General features: G+C 67.9%; 16 protein-coding genes. 4 read left to right on the forward strand and 12 right to left on the reverse strand.

Features of this window, described 5'->3' with window-relative positions; all coding sequences use genetic code 11:
• The 9 genes from EGJ34_RS07915 to EGJ34_RS07955 all read right to left on the reverse strand — a co-directional run.
• A partial coding sequence (locus tag EGJ34_RS07915) for a symmetrical bis(5'-nucleosyl)-tetraphosphatase (protein ID WP_260476931.1) occupies nt 1–888 on the reverse strand: 888 nt, incomplete at its 3' end.
• A 13-nt stretch (nt 889–901) separates the two neighbouring features.
• Nucleotides 902–1,288 carry a Co2+/Mg2+ efflux protein ApaG gene (gene apaG, locus EGJ34_RS07920; RefSeq protein WP_125359954.1) on the reverse strand — a complete coding sequence of 129 codons (387 nt, stop codon included), beginning with the start codon at nt 1,286–1,288 and terminating at the stop codon, nt 902–904.
• Nucleotides 1,289–1,310: 22 nt separating this feature from the next.
• Nucleotides 1,311–2,126: a 16S rRNA (adenine(1518)-N(6)/adenine(1519)-N(6))-dimethyltransferase RsmA gene (gene rsmA, locus EGJ34_RS07925; protein WP_125359955.1), complete on the reverse strand. Its 816-nt coding sequence runs from the start codon at nt 2,124–2,126 to the stop codon at nt 1,311–1,313.
• Entirely contained in the window at nt 2,123–3,103 is a 981-nt protein-coding gene (pdxA, locus tag EGJ34_RS07930) for a 4-hydroxythreonine-4-phosphate dehydrogenase PdxA (RefSeq protein WP_125359956.1), read from the reverse strand. The genes rsmA and pdxA overlap by 4 nt, the downstream gene beginning before the upstream one ends.
• 10 nt (nt 3,104–3,113) lie before the next feature.
• Nucleotides 3,114–4,454, reverse strand: coding sequence for a peptidylprolyl isomerase (locus EGJ34_RS07935; protein WP_125359957.1), 1,341 nt, complete (start codon nt 4,452–4,454; stop codon nt 3,114–3,116).
• Entirely contained in the window at nt 4,451–6,904 is a 2,454-nt protein-coding gene (gene lptD / locus EGJ34_RS07940; protein WP_125359958.1) for an LPS-assembly protein LptD, read from the reverse strand. Before lptD ends, EGJ34_RS07935 begins: the two co-directional genes overlap by 4 nt.
• 132 nt (nt 6,905–7,036) lie before the next feature.
• Nucleotides 7,037–7,948 (reverse strand): histone deacetylase family protein, encoded by a 912-nt coding sequence (locus EGJ34_RS07945; protein WP_125359959.1) that lies wholly within the window; start codon nt 7,946–7,948, stop codon nt 7,037–7,039.
• A 25-nt stretch (nt 7,949–7,973) separates the two neighbouring features.
• Nucleotides 7,974–8,522, reverse strand: coding sequence for a cob(I)yrinic acid a,c-diamide adenosyltransferase (locus EGJ34_RS07950; protein ID WP_125359960.1), 549 nt, complete (start codon nt 8,520–8,522; stop codon nt 7,974–7,976).
• Between the two features lie 13 nt (nt 8,523–8,535).
• Nucleotides 8,536–9,141 carry a hypothetical protein gene (locus EGJ34_RS07955; RefSeq protein ID WP_185750104.1) on the reverse strand — a complete coding sequence of 202 codons (606 nt, stop codon included), beginning with the start codon at nt 9,139–9,141 and terminating at the stop codon, nt 8,536–8,538.
• A 50-nt stretch (nt 9,142–9,191) separates the two neighbouring features.
• Here EGJ34_RS07955 and ubiH point away from each other — a divergent pair, with 50 nt between their 5' ends.
• From ubiH to EGJ34_RS07975, 4 genes are all read left to right on the forward strand, one after another.
• Nucleotides 9,192–10,397, forward strand: coding sequence for a 2-octaprenyl-6-methoxyphenyl hydroxylase (ubiH, locus tag EGJ34_RS07960; protein ID WP_125359961.1), 1,206 nt, complete (start codon nt 9,192–9,194; stop codon nt 10,395–10,397).
• Complete coding sequence (locus tag EGJ34_RS07965; RefSeq protein WP_125359962.1) at nt 10,394–11,569, forward strand: UbiH/UbiF family hydroxylase; 1,176 nt, start codon at nt 10,394–10,396, stop codon at nt 11,567–11,569. The genes ubiH and EGJ34_RS07965 overlap by 4 nt, the downstream gene beginning before the upstream one ends.
• On the forward strand, nt 11,569–11,916 hold the full coding sequence (locus EGJ34_RS07970) for a hypothetical protein (protein ID WP_125359963.1): 348 nt from the start codon (nt 11,569–11,571) through the stop codon (nt 11,914–11,916). The genes EGJ34_RS07965 and EGJ34_RS07970 overlap by 1 nt, the downstream gene beginning before the upstream one ends.
• An 86-nt stretch (nt 11,917–12,002) precedes the next feature.
• A complete protein-coding gene (locus EGJ34_RS07975) occupies nt 12,003–12,410 on the forward strand; it encodes a hypothetical protein (RefSeq protein ID WP_125359964.1) in 408 nt (135 codons plus the stop codon).
• A 76-nt stretch (nt 12,411–12,486) separates the two neighbouring features.
• On the opposite strand, the gene EGJ34_RS07980 is transcribed toward EGJ34_RS07975, so the two are convergent.
• Genes EGJ34_RS07980 through EGJ34_RS07990 form a run of 3 tightly spaced genes read right to left on the reverse strand, consistent with a single transcriptional unit; the run spans nt 12,487 to nt 14,510 of the window.
• Nucleotides 12,487–12,852: an EF-hand domain-containing protein gene (locus EGJ34_RS07980; protein WP_312023022.1), complete on the reverse strand. Its 366-nt coding sequence runs from the start codon at nt 12,850–12,852 to the stop codon at nt 12,487–12,489.
• A gap of 35 nt (nt 12,853–12,887) precedes the next feature.
• Complete coding sequence (gene rlmM, locus EGJ34_RS07985) at nt 12,888–13,925, reverse strand: 23S rRNA (cytidine(2498)-2'-O)-methyltransferase RlmM (RefSeq protein WP_125359965.1); 1,038 nt, start codon at nt 13,923–13,925, stop codon at nt 12,888–12,890.
• A gap of 24 nt (nt 13,926–13,949) precedes the next feature.
• Complete coding sequence (locus tag EGJ34_RS07990; protein ID WP_125359966.1) at nt 13,950–14,510, reverse strand: nucleoside deaminase; 561 nt, start codon at nt 14,508–14,510, stop codon at nt 13,950–13,952.
• Between the last annotated feature and the right edge of the window lies 1 nt (nt 14,511).

The following is a 14,511-nucleotide window of genomic DNA, read 5'->3' on the forward strand; positions in this document are numbered from 1 at the left end:
GCCGCCACCACCGCCACCACCGCTCTCACGGCGCGGTTGCGGCGGGCGCGGCGGTGCTTCCGGCTTCGGCACGTCGCGGCCCGGCACCTGCACCACCCGCAGCTCGTCTGTATCCAGCTGCAGCGCGGTCAGTTTGCCGCCCCACACCGCACCGGTATCAATCGCATGCACGCCCTGGGTGATGGTCAGGCCCAGGGCCGACCAATGGCCGCACACGATCTTCAGGTCGCGCTCGACCCGGCCCGGCACCTCGAACCACGGGTACAAGCCCTGTTCCTGCGTGCCCGGCGTGCCCTTGTCTTCGATGCCGATGCGCCCGCGCGGCGTGCAGTAACGCATCCGCGTGAGGATGTTGATGATCGCCCGCGAACGGTCGTAGCCGGCCAGCCCCGGCGACCAGATCGGCTTGTCGCCGTACATGTTGCGGAACAGCTTGCGGTAGCCGTTGCCGTGCAGCTGCGCTTCCACCTCACGCGCGTGCTTCTCGGCCAGCTGGGTGGTCCACTTCGGGGCCAGCCCGGCATGCACCATCATCCAGCCCAGCTCCCGGTCCACATGCACCAGCTTCTGCAGGCGCAGCCAGTCCAGCAGCACGTCACGGTCTTCGGCCTGCACGATGCGCAGCAGGTCCGGGTTGACCTTGCGCTGCTCTTCCTCGGTGCGTGAACCCACCGCCAGCAGCGACAGGTCATGGTTGCCCAGGACCACCACGCTGCTCTCGCGCAGCGAATGCACCAGCCGCAGCGTCTCCAGCGACTGCCCGCCGCGGTTGACCAGGTCGCCGCAGAACCACAGGCGATCCACCGCCGGGTCGAAGCGGATCTTTTCCAGTAACCGCTGGGTAACCTCGTAGCAGCCCTGCAGGTCGCCGATGGCCCATACACTCATGCGTGCGCCTCCGTCAGTGCAGTGTGCGTGGAATGGCCAGTACGAACGGCTCGATGGTGGCGGCGAACTCGGTGCCATCGTCGGCCACCATGTCGTAATACCCCTGCATCGTCCCGTGCTCGGTTTCCAGCATGACACCGGAGGTGTAACGGAACTCTTCACCCGGCCGCAGTCGCGGCTGTTCGCCGACCACGCCGTCGCCATCCACCTGTTCCACCCGTCCGTTGCCGTCGGTGATGCGCCAGTGGCGGCGCACCAGGCGCGCGGCTACCTGGCCCTGGTTGTGGATGCGGATGCTGTAGGCGAACGCAAAGCGCCCGTCCTCCGGCGTGGACTGGTCATCGAGAAAGCGGGGGGCCACCTCCACCGAGATGGCGTGTTTTTTTGCTGCGTCAGTCATACGGGGCAGTGTAGAGGGTGTTTCACGCTTCCGCGCGCGGAACATTGGCCAATGCAATGAATTGCGCCACTTCGAGTTGTTCGGCACGGGCGTCGCTGCGTACGCCGGCGGCTTCGAACTGTTCGGGCGTGACCACGCCATTGAGTGCGTTGCGCAGGGTTTTGCGGCGCTGGCCGAAAGCCGAGCGCACCACTTCGGCGAAGCGCTTGCGATCAAGGATGCCGACCGTGGCCGGGTCGCGCGGCACCAGCCGCACCACCGCCGAGTCGACCTTCGGCGGCGGCCGGAACGCACCCGGCGGCACCACGAACAGCGAACTGACCCTGCACCACGCCTGCAGCATCACGCTCAGGCGGCCGTACACCTTGCTGCCGGGTTCGGCGGCCATGCGGTCCACCACTTCCTTCTGCAGCATGAAGTGCATGTCGCGGATCACCGCCGCATGCTCCATCGCATGGAACAGGATCGGTGAGGAGATGTTGTACGGCAGGTTGCCGACCAGGCGGATCTGTCCACCGGCGGCCAGTTCGCTGAAGTCCACCTGCAGCACGTCGCGGTGCACGATGGTCAGCTCGCCCAGCGGCGCGGCCGCGGCGGTCAGCGGCGCGATCAGGTCGCGGTCGAACTCGATCACGGTCAGGCGCGGATGGCGTCGCAGCAGCGGCAGGGTGATAGCACCCTGGCCCGGGCCGATCTCGACCAGGCGGTCGTCGTCCTTCGGGTTGACCGCCAGCACGATCTTGTCGATGTAGCTGCGGTCGGCCAGGAAGTGCTGGCCGAGCTGCTTTTTGGCCGGGGCGGTGAAGCCCGGGGCCGAGGAGGAGTGCGAAGAAGTCATGCGCCCATTTTACGTTGTGCGGCGAGCCGGGCGCACAGCGCCGTGGCCGCACGCAGACTGGAGGGGTCGGCCACGCCGCGCCCGGCCAGCTCCAGCGCCGTGCCGTGATCGACGGCAACGCGCGGGTAGGGCAGGCCCAGGGTGATGTTCACGGCCTGCTCGAAGCCGCTGTACTTGAGCACCGGCAGCCCCTGGTCGTGGTACATCGCCAGCACGGTGTCGAAACCGGCCAGCTTCTGCGGCAGGAAGGCGGTATCGGCGGGCAACGGCCCGACCAGGTCCATGCCCTCGGCGCGCAGGCGCTGCAGCAGCGGGATGATCAGGTCCAGTTCTTCGCGGCCCAGGTGCCCGTCCTCGCCGGCGTGCGGGTTCAATCCCAGCACCGCGATGCGCGGGGCGGGCAGGCCGAAATCGCGCCGCAGCGCGGCGTGCACGGTATGCAGGGTGGTCGTCAGCGTCTCGGCGGTGATCGAATCGGCCACCGCCCGCAACGGCAGGTGAGTGGTGGCCAATGCCACCCGGACGATGTCGTTGGCCAGCATCATCACCACCTTCACCCCGGCCTGGTCGGCCAGCAGCTCGGTGGTCCCGCTGTAGGCAATGCCGCCCAGGTTGATCACCGCCTTGTGCACCGGGCCGGTCACCACGCCGTCGAGCGTGCCGTCCAGGCAGGCCTGGCCGGCCTGGAGCAGCGCCCCGATGACCGCCGCGGCGTTGGCAGGATCCGCTTCGCCGAAACGGGAAGGCGTGGCGTTGGGGACAGGCCGCAAACGCAGATCGCCCGGCTGGCGGGCGATGGCGTGTTCAGGCAGCAACTGCAGCGGCAGGTCCAGCGCGGAGGCGGCGGCCTGCAGGGTGTCCGGGTCGGCGAAGGCCAGCAGCTGGCAGTCGCTGCGCGGCTGTTGGATCAGCCGCAGGCACAGTTCAGGACCGATGCCGGCGGGCTCGCCCGGTACCAGCGCGAGCTGCGGCAGCATCGACTGGCCCTCAGGACTGCGGCGGGGTCGCCGCAGCGGCGGCGTCGCCCTGGCGCAGGTCAACGTAGGCTTCGCCACGCAGTTCCTGCAGGAAGCGGTTGTATTCCTCTTCCAGCTTGCGCCGGCCGATGGTTTCGCGGATCTGGGCGCGCTTGTTGTCCACGCCCGCGTCGGTCTGACGGGTTTCCACGCGCTGCACGATGTGCCAGCCGGCGTCGGTGCGGAACGGCTGGCTGACGCCACCGTCGTCCACGCCGGTGATCTGGCGGCCGAAGTCCGCGCCGAAGGCGTCGGCCGGGAACCAGCCCAGGTCGCCGCCCTGACCCTTGGTGTTGGCGTCTTCGCTGGATTCCTTGGCCACGGCCTGGAAGTCCGCGCCACCGGCAATGCGGGCGCGCACGGTGTCGATCTTGGCCTTGGCGGCGGCGTTGTCCTGCTGGTCGGTGACCCGGATCAGGATGTGCCGGCCGTGGTATTCGGTGATCGTCTGCCCGCCGGTGCTGGCATTGGCGTCACGCACTTCGACCAGCTTGAGCAGCTGGAAGCCGCTCGGACCGCGCAGCGGGCCGACCACGTCGCCGCTCTTCATGCTGGTCATCATCTGCGCGAACGCATTGGGAATTTCATCCAGGGTGCGCCAGCCCAGGTCGCCGCCTTCCAGCGCGTTGGGGCTGTCGGAATAGCGCACGGCAGCGGCGTTGAAGTCCAGCTCGCCCTTGTCGAGCAGGGCCTTCACGCCGTCGGCCTTCTTCTGGCCGGTGGCGATCTGGTCGGCGGTGGCTGCTTCCGGCAGGGCGATCAGGATGTGCGCCAGGTGGTACTGGGTACCGGTGGTCGCTTCCTGCTTCAGCGCGGCATCCACTTCGCCTTCGCTGACGCTGATGCGGCTCTGCGCGAAGCTCTGGCGCAGGCGCTGCACGGTGATTTCGTCACGGACCGAGGCGCGGAAGTCGTTGAAATCAACGCCGTCGCTGGCCAGGCGCTGGCGCAGGGCGTCCAGGCTGGTGCCGTTCTGCTGGGCAATGGCGTTGATGGCCTGGTTCAGTTCCTGGTCGCCGATCTTGATCCCGCTGCTTTCGGCGCGGGCGACCTGCAGCTTGACCAGCACCAGACGCTCCAGCACCTGGCGGCGCAGCACGTCTTCCGGCGGCAGCTGGTTCTCACGACCGGCGTACTGAGCCTTGATGTTGTTCACGGCGCGGTCCAGCTCGCTCTGCAGCACCACGTCTTCGTCGACGATGGCGGCAATGCGGTCCAGCGACTGGGTCTGCTGGGCCAGCACCTGCAACGGGGCGCTGACGGTGGAAACCGCCATCAGCGAGGCGAGCACAACGGGAAGAGTCTTGGTCATGGGATCTGGTTCGGATCGTAGTCGTCGCGGGACGCACCGGTATTGCTGGGCGGCACGAGATAGAGGTCGTCGCGGTAATAGCCGAGAATAGCACGGCGCAAGGTGCGGTCCGTGTTCTGGCCGATCGAGCTCAGGCCCTTGAGGACGAACTCGATCTGGAACGAGTTGTTCATCTCGCCCTCACGATTGCGCACGTAGCGGCGCGCCAGGGCGCGCACGGCCAGACAGCAGCTGTCCCACTGCACGCCGCCGATGATTTCCAGCGGTTCCTTGTCCTGGATGGAGTAGTAGTAACGACCGACCAGGCTCCAGCTCTGGTTGATCGGGTACAGGAACGACAGATCGGCCTGTTCCAGCAGGGTGCGCTCTTCCTTGGTGGCGGTGGCCGAAGCGCCCGGCACCACACGGTAGCGGTAGGTCAGGTTGACGATGCCGTCGTTGGACATCAGGTAGCGCGCACGCACGCTGGCCAGGTCCTCGCGCTTGAGCTTGGGGTCCCACTGGTACGTGGCGCCCAGGTTCCAGCGGTCGTTGATGGCGTAGTTGGCGTCGGCGATCCAGGCCGACTTGCCCTGTTCCACCAGTGCGGTCTGGCCTGGCAGCGTGACCCGCGAATCATCGAAATAGAGGATCTGGCCGATGCTGCCGGAGAAGCGCTCGCGGCCGGTGTTCTGGTCGATGAAGCGGGTGCTCAGCGCCATGGTCAGCTGGTTGGCGTCGTTCTGCCGGTCCGCGCCGGTGTAGCGCGAGTCGCGGAACAGCTGGCCCCAGCTGAAGGTGAAGTCACGGGTGTCGAAGATCGGCAGGTCGCTCTGGTCGCGGTACGGCGTGCGCAGGTAGAACAGGCGCGGTTCCAGCGTGTGCAGGAACGACTTGCCGCGGATCTCGGTCTCGCGGTCGAAGAACATGCCCGCGTCAAGGCTGACGATGGGCATGCTGCGATGGGGCGAGGTGTTGCCGAGCAGCTGGTCGGGCGTGGCGGTGGCCGGGTCGATGCCGGCGTCGATCAGGGCCTGGCGCCGGGTCTGCTGGGCCAGACCGCGGTCCAGCTCGTAGCCGGTGTAGCGGTAGGCCAGGGTCGGGGTGACGTACCAGGCCGCGCCGGCGAAGGGCATGGACACGTACGGCTTGATGTCCAGACGTGAGCCATTGAAGTACGGCACGACCGTGCCGTTGCGTTCGTAGTCGCCGGCTTCGCCGAACTTCAGGTCGACATCGTCATGGGTGAAGCGCACTGCCTCGGCATACACGCCGGTCTCCAGCCACGACAGCACCGGCTTGTCCCAGGTGAAGAACGCGCGCGGCTGGCGTGCGTACGGAAGCGACGCCTCGGTCAGCGTGTAGTCGGTCAGCTGCCAGTAGTCGGCCATCAAACCGGCAGTCCAGTTCTCGCCGGTGCCGTAGATGCCGACCTGGCTCTGCAGGGTCGAGGTGGTCACGCCGATCAGCTTGCTGGAGAAGTCCTCCATGTAGCGCTCGTCGCTCACCCAGGCGAGGTTGGCACGCGCCTGCCAGTGCGGGTTGATGTTGTGGTAGCCCTCGTACTGCACCTGCCCGCGGTCCTTGTCGCGCAGCTTGTCGTTGGGCAGGTAGGCGGTCTGCAGTTCACCGCGGCCGCCGTCGTAGAGGTAGCGGAACTCGTTGTCCAGCATGAAACCGCGCTTGCTCATGTAGCGCGGGGTCAGGGTGTCGTCGTAGTTCGGGGCCAGGTTGAAGTAGATCGGCTGGGCATAGTCGAAGCCATTGCGCCCGGACAGGCCGATCTCCGGGTACAGCAGGCCGGTCTGGCGGCGGTCGTCGATCGGGAACTTGAAGTACGGAGCCCACAGCACCGGCACCTTGCCGATGCGCAGCACCGCGTTGCGCGCGGTGCCGAAGCCTTCGTCGTTGTCCACTTCGATCTGCGGCGCGGACAGCTTCCAGATCGGCTGCGAGGGGTCGCAGGTGGTGTAGGTGGACCGGTGCATCTGGCCTACCGCGCCCTGCAGGTCGACGGATTCGGCACCGCCATGACCGCGACGATCGACCAGCTGGTACTGGATGTCGCTGATCTTGTGGGTGTCCGACTCCTGGTTGCCCTCGGCGCGCTGGGCGACCATGCGGAACGAGGAGTCCTGGTAGCGGACATTGCCTTCGGCGATGTAGTTGCCGCTTTCGGTATCGAAGCTCAGGTGGTCGGTGCCCAGGAACTGATCGCCGCGCTTGAGCGTGACGTTGCCCTGGTACTGCGGCACCGTGGCGGTACCGAACAGCTGGTTGCCCTCGATGTCCGTCGGTTGCTGGTCGCGGGTAGCGGCTGCTTCCTTGTCGGCCTTGGGGGCCTCGTCAAATACCGGCAGGACATCGGAGACCGGGCACAGGCCCCAGTTCAATGGTTTGTCATCGGCCATGGCGGGCAGGCAGATGGCGATGCTCAGGGGGAGGGGCAGCAGGCGGAGGGCTCGGCGCACGCGGGCTTCGGATTCGGGGGAAAACGGACCGTAGCTTGCCCCATCCATTGCATAGGGGCAATGAAGGACGGTCGCCCAGCACGGTTCAGGTTCATCCGGACCTCGGTAGTGCCGGCCGTCAGCCGGCAGGCCTCAGAGCATCGCGCCCACGTGCGCGACCGAACATTCTGCCAGCGCCTGCAGGTCGTAACCGCCCTCCAGCATCGACACCACCCGGCCGGCGGCGTGCCGTCGGGCCAGTGCATGCAGTTCGGTGGTGATCCACGCGAAGTCGTCGGTCTCCAGCATCAGGTCCGCCTGCGGATCACGCAGGTGTGCGTCGAAGCCGGCGGAGATCAGAACGAGCTGGGGGCGGAAGTCGTCGATGGCCGGCAGCATCTCGTCGGCCCAGGTGTTGCGGAAGCGGAAGCCGCCGCTGCCGGGAGGCAGCAGGATGTTGAGCAGGTTGCCGGCCCCACGGTCGCGGCGCAGGCCGGAGTTGGGGAACAGCCCGGCCTGGTGGGTGCTGTAGTAGGCCACGCGCGGGTCTGCGATGAAAATGTCCTGGGTGCCGTTGCCGTGGTGTACGTCGAAGTCGACCACCGCGATCCGTTCCAGTCCGTGCCGATCGCGTGCGTGGGCCGCCGCAATGGCGATGTTGTTGAACAGACAGAAGCCCATCGCCGTGCTCGCGGTGGCGTGGTGCCCGGGCGGGCGCACCGCGCAGAAGGCCACCGGGTCGTCGCCCAGCATCACCGCGTCCACGGCGGCCACGCCGGCACCAGCCGCGTGCACGGCGGCCGCGGCCGACCCCGGTGAGGTCATGGTGTCCATGTCGATCAGGCGCAGGGGCTCGGTCTGCGGCTGCAGAACGAGGTCGATCAACGCGCTGTCATGTACCCGGGCCAGGTCGCCACGTTTGGCTGCCGGTGCCTGCCGCCAGTCCAGCTGGTCCGGAAATGCCGCGTGCAGCGCATCCAGAACCACCTGCAGGCGCTGCGAGGATTCGGGATGGCCAGGGCCGGGATCGTGTTGCAGACAGGCAGGATGGGTAAAAACCAGCATGCGGCTCAGGTTCCGGAATAAGAGGTCAGCGACGGCTGTGCTGCCAGAGGACTTCGCCATGGCCGTCGGCACGGGCCAGCACCCGGGCCAGTACGAACAGAAGGTCAGAAAGCCGGTTGAGGTACTGCAGCGCCTCGCCGCGGACCGGTTCCAGGCGGGCCAGGGTAACGGTCTCGCGCTCGGCGCGACGTACGATGGTACGGGCCAGGTGGCAGCGCGCGGCGGCTTCGCCACCGCCGGGCAGAATGAATTCCTTCAGCGACGGCAGGCCCGCGTTGTAGTGGTCCAGCTGCTGCTCCAGCGCGCTCACGTCGCCGGCCTGGATCGCCGCGTGGCCGGGAATGCACAGCTCGCCGCCGAGGTCGAACAACTGGTGCTGGACGCGGGTCAGCAGGGCCGTGACGTCCGCCGGTAGCGGCACCGCCAGCAGCACGCCCAGCGCGGAGTTGGCTTCATCGACGGTGCCGAACGCGTTCACCCGCGCCGCATCCTTGGCGACCCGGCTGCCGTCGCCGAGCCCGGTGCTGCCATCGTCGCCGGTGCGGGTATAGATGCGCGAAAGCCGGTTGCCCACGGTGCGTGCGGTCTCAGTGCAGCACGTCGCGGCGGGCCTGGATCAGCTTGCCGACCTGCTCGGTGGCCAGCTGCAGGGCGGCCGCCAGGCCGACGTAGGTCGCGGTGGTGCGCAGGTAGGGCAGGAACCAGTCGGCATAGTTCTTCGCCCAGCCGGCCAGTGTCGGCTCCGCGACCACGTCACTGGTCCAGTAGAAGCCGCCCTGTGCGAACAGCTGGCACACCGCCACGGCCGCCAGCAGCAGGGCCACGCCCTTGCCCAGCGCCGCCCAGTTGGCGCTGCGGTAGCCCTGCCGAAGCAGCGCACCGCCGGCCCACAGGCTGAAGTACGCCGGGACCAGCAGGGCGGTGCCCGGTGACACGCAGTAATGCTGCCAGTAGCCGATGCCGCTGGCCCGGATCACCAGCACGTCGATCACCAGCGCCAGCACCATCAGCAGCGGGAAAGCCCAACGCGTCCAGCTGCGCAGATGGAAGCCGCCGATGAAAAACACCGCCCACGACGCATCGGGGATGGCCGCGAAGTGATTCACGCGGGTAGCGATCATCAGCAGGGCCAGCACCGCCAGGATGAAGGCGCGCGGGGCGAGGGTCGGCGAAGCGGCGGGCAGGGTGCTCATGGCATTCATTCTAGCGCCGCTGGCACCGGGCTGGCTCTATCATGGTGGGCATGAGTGAACGTCATGATGTAGTGATCGTCGGCGGTGGCCTGGTCGGGGCCAGCCTGGCCATTGCCCTGGACCGCGCCGGTCGCACCGTCGGGCTGGTCGAGGCGACCCCGGCCGGTGCCCTGCCGCCGGTATTCGACCAGCGCAACCTCAGCTTTGCCGCAGCGACGGTCAACGCACTGACCGCACTGGGCGTGATGCCGCTGCTGGGCTCGGCGGTGGGCCCGATCACCCGGATCCACGTCAGCCGCGCCGGGGACTTCGGTCGCGTGCAGATGAGCGCCGCGGACTACCAGCGGCCCTGGTTCGGACAGGTGGTGGTCGCGCGTGACTTCGGCCAGGCCCTGGAAACCCGGCTCCAGCAGCTGCGGCACGTCACCCGCTACCGGCCAGCGCGTTTCGTGCGGCTGGGCGAGGTGGTGGATGGCTGCCGCGCGGTGGTGGTGGCCGATGAAAACGGCGAACGCACCCTGCTGGCGCGGCTGGTGGTGGGGGCCGATGGCACCCGCAGCGGCGTGCGCGAGGCGCTGGGCATCGGCGTGGACGAGCATGACTTCGACCAGACCCTGTTCGTGGCGCGGGTACGCGCGGCGCGTGCGCCTGACGGCACCGCCTACGAGCGCTTCACCGACACCGGCCCGACCGCGCTGCTGCCGCGCGGGGACCGGCACTACGGGGTGGTGCACGGAGTGGCGCGTGACCAGGCCGATGCGGTCATGGCGCTGGACGCGGCCGACTGGCTGCGACGGCTGCAGGACGCCATCGGCTGGCGCGCCGGGCGGCTGCTGGAAAGTGGTCCGCGCAGCGCGTATCCGCTGGTCCAGGTGCTCGCGCGGGCGCTGGTGGGCGAACGCACGGTGCTGCTGGGCAATGCGGCCCAGACCATCCATCCGCTGGGCGCTCAGGGCTTCAACCTTGGCCTGCGCGACGCCCTGACCCTGGCCGAACTGTTGCCCGCTGCCGACGATCCGGGCAGTGACGCCCTGCTGCGGCAGTACGTGGCGCGGCGGGAGGAGGACCGCCGCCAGACCATCGCCTTCTCGGGCGGGCTGGCGCGCGTGACCAGCAACCCGGCCCCACTGCTGCGTCCGCTGCGCAGCCTGGGCCTGCTGGCCGCACAGGCCAGCGACGTGCAGTCGATGCTGGTCGGCGGCGCGATGGGCTTCCGTGGCGAAGTGCCTGCGCTGTGCCGTGGAGAGCACGCATGAACCGGCGCGCACGCGACGTGATCGTGGTCGGGGGAGGCGTGGTCGGTGCCGCCTGTGCGCTGGCCCTGGCTGACGCCGGGCTGGAGGTGACCCTGGTGGAAGGGCGCGAACCGCCGACATGGCAGCGCGACCCGCCGGACCTGCGGGTATATGCCTTCGCCCCGGACAACGCCCAGCTGCTGCAGGCACTGGGCGTGTGGCCGGGCGTGCTGGCCACCCGCGCCTGTGCCTACCGGCGCATGCGGGTGTGGGACGCGGCGGGTGGCGAGGAGCTGCGCTTTGATGCTGACCGTCTCGGGCGCGAGCAGCTGGGCTGGATCGTGGAAAACGATCTTCTGGTGGACCGCCTGTGGGCGGCGCTGCCGGCCGCCGGTGTCCAGGTGTGCTGCCCGGCACGGGTCGAGGCGCTGGAGCAGGACGAGACGGGCGTGCGGGTACGCCTGGACGATGGTCGCAGACTGGAGGCCCGCCTGGCGGTGGCCGCCGACGGGGCCGAGTCGACCCTGCGTCAGCTGGCAGGCCTGCAGGTCAGCCGTCAGGACTATGGCCAGCGCGGGGTGGTGGCCTACATCGACAGCGAACATGAAAACGAGGCAACCGCCTGGCAGCGGTTCCTGACCACCGGGCCGCTGGCGGTGCTGCCGGCCGGGTCGCACCGCAGTTCGATCGTCTGGACCCTGCCAGACGCCGAGGCCGCACGCGTGCTGGCGCTGGAGGAAGCCGCGTTCGGGCAGGAGCTGACCCGCGCCTTCGGGGCGCGGCTGGGCAGCATGACCCTGGCCAGTCGTCGCGTCGCATTTCCGCTGCGGCGGCAGCTCGCGACGGCCTACGTGGCCGGTCGCGTTCTGACCCTGGGCGATGCGGCCCATGTGGTACACCCGCTGGCCGGGCAGGGCGTGAACCTGGGGCTGCGTGACGTGGCTGCCCTGCGCGAACGGGTGCAGCAGGCGCAGAAGCGCCGCCAGGACTGGTCCAGCCCGGAGCGGCTGCAGCGCTGGGCACGTGAGCGGCGCAGCGACAACACGGTGTCGGCGTATGGCTTTGATGCGATCAACAAGGTGTTCTCCAATGACGAGATGCACCTGACGCTGGCCCGTGGTCGCGCGCTGGGCTGCGTGGGCAGATGGCCGCCGCTGGTGGCGGCATTCTGGAAGCGGGCCGCCGGCATCTGATGATGATCGAATTGTGGAAGCGTCATCCAGGCGGCCCCCTTACGGTTGGTGATGGTTCCTATTTCGCCTGGCCTGCAATGACGACCGTTACTCAAGTTGGACCGAAAACGACAATCTCCACCGCGATTGACCCGCCCAAGCAGGAGGCCGGCGGGATCGTTCCGTTACAGGTCGCGAACGGCCCCGGTGCTCCGGAGGCGACGCAGCAGCCCAAGCGACGGCAGAGTCAGCAGCAGCGCTTCCTCGACAGGGACTTCAATCGTTTCATGAAAGGCGTGGAGAAGAGCATGGCTGATCAGCAGTTGCGTCTCCAGGACATCTCCTGCGCCAGCGACCGCGCGCGTTGACGCGATCGGCTTGAAGTGATCGATTTCTGCAAGTTGCACCCCTCAGGGCACCGCACACTGAAGCAAACCGCTCACGCAGGTGCATGATGGACATATCCGGAATTTCCAATGTACTGAAGGTGCTTCGCCCACAGGCCGACCTGGAAAAGGCGGCGGAGCAGATGCAGAAGCACCCGGAAGCGGCGGCCTCTGCAATCGGGCAGCTGCTGACCTGCATCAACAACGCCGGTCACGCACATGGCATCGGATTCACGGGGCAGAACGCACTGACGGCTGGGGCGCGCCTTCAGCAGTTTGCCGCGCAGGCGTCCACGCCCTCACGGTCCGAACTGGTCGAACTGCTGCAGTACATGCGCCCGTTGGGAGACAGCTTTCGCAGGCAGCTGGAAGCACCCACCGACGATCGGAAACGGATCGAACTGCTGCAGAACATGGTCCGCATGACGGAACAGCTGCAACGCTTCGACGGACCGGAAAAACCCTCGGACCCGTAGCGACGCGCCATGCGCGTCAATGCGATGCTCTGGCAGCGTCGAAGCCACGCAGGGCGTGGCTCTACGAGGCGTCGGGTTACGGCACCAGCCAACCCTGCAGCTGGCTGCGATCCAGCCGTCCCCGCCGCGCGGTGTCCAGTGACTGGAATTCATCGGCCAAGGCTGGATTGGCCTGGGCTTCCTCGCGGCTGATGAAGCCATCGCCGTCCAGGTCCAGTGATTCAAAGCGGAACCGGTACTGGCCAACCACGCTATCGGGTTGCACCGAACGCACGGTCACCGTGGATTCGCCGGCAACGGGAGGCAATGTGACCGCATGGGTCACCGCTCCGCTGGCCAACGGCTGGGTGCGCACCCCCGCCGGCACGTCACGCAGCGGCGCAGTGGTTGCCGGCACCTGTGCCAGGGCTACGCCGATAAACCCCGCGTAGAGACACGCCATGCGTGTCATCGCACCAATGAACGCCCAGCGACCCCTCACCATGCCAGCACCGTGATCTCTTCCCGATCGTGATACAGCTGCTTGGCGCGCAGATTCAGCGGCCGCCCGGCCTGCTGCTGGAAAAGCTCCAGGCACAGCCGGGTTTCATCCCAGCGCTTCTTCATCGGCAGCTTCAGGTTGAAGATCGCATGCTGGCACCAGCCTTCGCGGAACCAGGTGGCCATGCGCTCGGCAACGCGACGCGGCTGCTCGACCATGTCGCAGACCATCCAGTCCAATGGCGCTTCCGGCTGCCAGTGGAAGCCGTCGGCACGCAGGTGTTCCACCAGTCCGGTCTGCAGCACGTGCTCACGCAATGGGCCGTTGTCCACGCTGATCACGTGCATGTGCTGGCGGGTCAGCACCCAGGTCCAGCCACCGGGAGCCGCACCGAGGTCAGCCGCGCGCATGCCGGGCCTGACGAGGTGCTCGCGTTCTTCCGGGCGCATCAGGGTGAGCAGGGCCTCGTCGAGCTTCAGGGCCGAACGCGATGGCGCTTCCGGCAACAGTTTCAGGCGTGGAATGCCCAGCGGCCAGGGCGCGCTGTCGCGGGTGTCGGCCGTGCAGACAAACGCGTGGCGACCATCGACGAACACCACGTGCAGGCGCGGCAAGCCGGTGTGGGGCTTGTCGGTCAGCAGGCCCGCCTTGCGCAGCGCCGGGCGCAGCGCATTGCCGAACGCGCGGGCCAGGCCGGCCAGTGGCTTGCCTTGGTCCGAATCGGGATGTTCCACCCACATGTCGCCGAAGCGGGCCTGGCCTTCCAGTGCGGCCAGGATCGGGGTGATGCGGTCGGCGGGATCCAGCTCGCGCAGTTCGGCCAGCACCACCAGCTTCTGGCGCGCAAAGATCAGCGAGCGCCAAGGCAGCGCCTGCGACAGCGCGGCCCCCTCGTCGGTGGCGAACACCACGTAGCCGTCGTTGCGCTGGGTGCGCGCATAGCCGGCAATGCCGGCGTACGCGGCGCGCTCGCTGAGCTCGCCGGCCAGTTCAGGCTCGAATCCCTGCCGGCACAGGCACAACAGGCCGCTCACCGATCCAGTCCCATGGCCGCGCGGTCAGTAGTGCGCGCCATTGGCTTCCCCATAGGTACGCAGCACGGCGCGCGCGGCATCGCGACGCAGGCCCTGCACGACCTCGATGCCACGCTTGTTGAGCTCGCCCACCCAGTCCGCCGGCAGGGGGCCTTCGTCGAACGAGGTCAGTTCTTCCACGTCCTGCGCGCTCGCCCCGATCAACAGGCGGTCGATACCCGCCCAGATGGTGGCTCCGAAGCACTGGCAGCACGGTTGCGACGAGGTGGCCAGGGTGATCGGGGCCAGCACATCGTTCAGGCGCGGCGTCTGCAGGCGTTGCTGGGCCAGCATGTAGGCCATGTTTTCCGCGTGCGCCAACGAGGTGTTGTGCGGCACCACGCGGTTCACGCCGGCGGCAATTACGGTATGGTCAGGGCCGAACACCACCGCGCCGAACGGTCCGCCACTGGCGTGTTCGACATTCAGGCGCGAAAGCTCGATGGCCAGTGCGACCTTGGCTTCATCGTCGGGATAAGCACGGCCGAGGTCGATCTGGTCATGGATCCAGGCGGGCAGGGTCAGGTGGACTTGTGCGTACAGCATG

It is taken from the genome of Stenotrophomonas sp. 278 (assembly GCF_003935715.1).
Taxonomy (GTDB): Bacteria; Pseudomonadota; Gammaproteobacteria; order Xanthomonadales; family Xanthomonadaceae; genus Stenotrophomonas; species Stenotrophomonas maltophilia_AH.